The sequence below is a fragment of the Actinoplanes subtropicus genome, from assembly GCF_000721705.1.
GTDB lineage: Bacteria > Actinomycetota > Actinomycetes > Mycobacteriales > Micromonosporaceae > Actinoplanes > Actinoplanes subtropicus.
In genome coordinates this window covers 1-1,469 of sequence record NZ_JOJL01000124.1, presented here as the reverse complement: position 1 = coordinate 1,469, position 1,469 = coordinate 1, and the positions used below count along the sequence as shown (strand labels likewise).

The window sequence follows — 1,469 nt, the reverse complement described above, 5'->3', positions numbered from 1 at the left end:
CACGGGCACGGCAAAGTCGGAGAGTACGCGACTGAGGGCTCTGTGTTGATGTCCAGAGTGGATTTGACGGGGCGGGCACGGCTCCGGTGATCTTGAGGTTCTCGACGCCTTCGGATCACCCTGTGGAGTACCGTGCCCGCGCCTGCATCATTGCTGATCAACGCTGTCCAAGGCCAGCCGGACGGTGAGACACGACCGGTCCTGCTGGGTCGCAATGGGCAGGAAGGCCTGATCACGGCCTTGTCGGAGGTTCCCGATCCGCGCGACGCGCGGGGTATCCGGCATCGGTTACCGACGGTGCTCGGGTTGGCTCTGGCTGCGGTGCTGGCTGGTAGCAGGTCGGTGTACGCGATCGGGCAGTGGATCGCCGGGTCGTCGCAGAAGACGCTGAGAACGTTCGGTGCCCGGATCGATCCGGGCACCGGCCGGTATGCCGGTCCGGACGAGAAGACCGTGCGCGGGTTGTGTGCCCGGCTCGACGGTGACGTGCTGGACGCCGCGGTGGGTCGGTGGCTGCAGCGGCGGGCCTTGGCCGCGGCCAGGGCGAAGACCCGTACCGGCCGGCATCCGTCACGGGATCGCAAAGCCCGCCGCCGGGCGAAGGCCGCCGGCCAACGCCACCGGCGTAAGAGCACACGTGGCCGGCACCGGCCGCGGCTGCCGCAGATCGCGGTGGACGGCAAGACCAGCCGCGGCGCCAAGACCGCTGCGAACCCGGCGCCGCACCTTCTGGCCGCGCTCACCTGCACCGGTGTGGTGCTCGCCCAGCGCCAGATCGCGAGCAAGAGCAACGAGATCACCGCGTTCGTGCCGCTGCTGACACCGCTGGACCTGACCGATCATGTGATCAGTGCCGATGCGATGCAGACGCAACGCACGCATGCCCGATGGCTGCGGGAGAGCAAGAAGGCGCACTTCGTGTTCCCGGTGCTCGACAACCAGCCCTTGCTGTTCGACTCCCTCGACGCCCTGGACTGGGCTGATGTTCCGGTCACCGCGTGGACGGTGGACAACGACCGGGGCCGGCATGAACTGCGCACCATCCAGGTCCTGCCCACCCCGCCCGATCTGAACTTCCCGTACGTCGCCCAGGTGTTCCTGATCGAGCGGACCGTCACCGCTGGCGGCAAGACCACCTACCAGGCGATGCTGTACGTCACCAGCCTCACGGCGAAGCAGGCCGACCCCGCGGACCTGCTGGCCTATGTCCGCCAGCACTGGGGAATTGAAGTTCTTCACTGGATCAGGGACGTGACCTTCGGTGAGGACGCTTCCCGCATCCGCACCGGCAACACGCCCCGCGTCATGGCAACACTACGAAACGCAGTGGTCAGCCTGCTCAGAATCCACGACACCACCAACATCGCCGCCGCGATGCGTTACAACGCCCGCAAAAACCGCCGGATCCTCAAACTCCTACAGCTCCTACCAGCCTAAACGCAAACCCGGCCGACTTTGCCGTGCCCGTG

The 1,469-nt window shown here is 66.8% G+C and carries 1 protein-coding gene; it reads left to right on the top strand.

All coding sequences use genetic code 11. The features are described 5' to 3' along the window. Positions 1–132 precede the first annotated feature (132 nt). Positions 133–1,437, top strand: a complete 1,305-nt coding sequence (locus IH26_RS0152415; protein ID WP_030443798.1) for an ISAs1 family transposase — start codon at positions 133–135, stop codon at positions 1,435–1,437. Positions 1,438–1,469 lie beyond the last annotated feature (32 nt).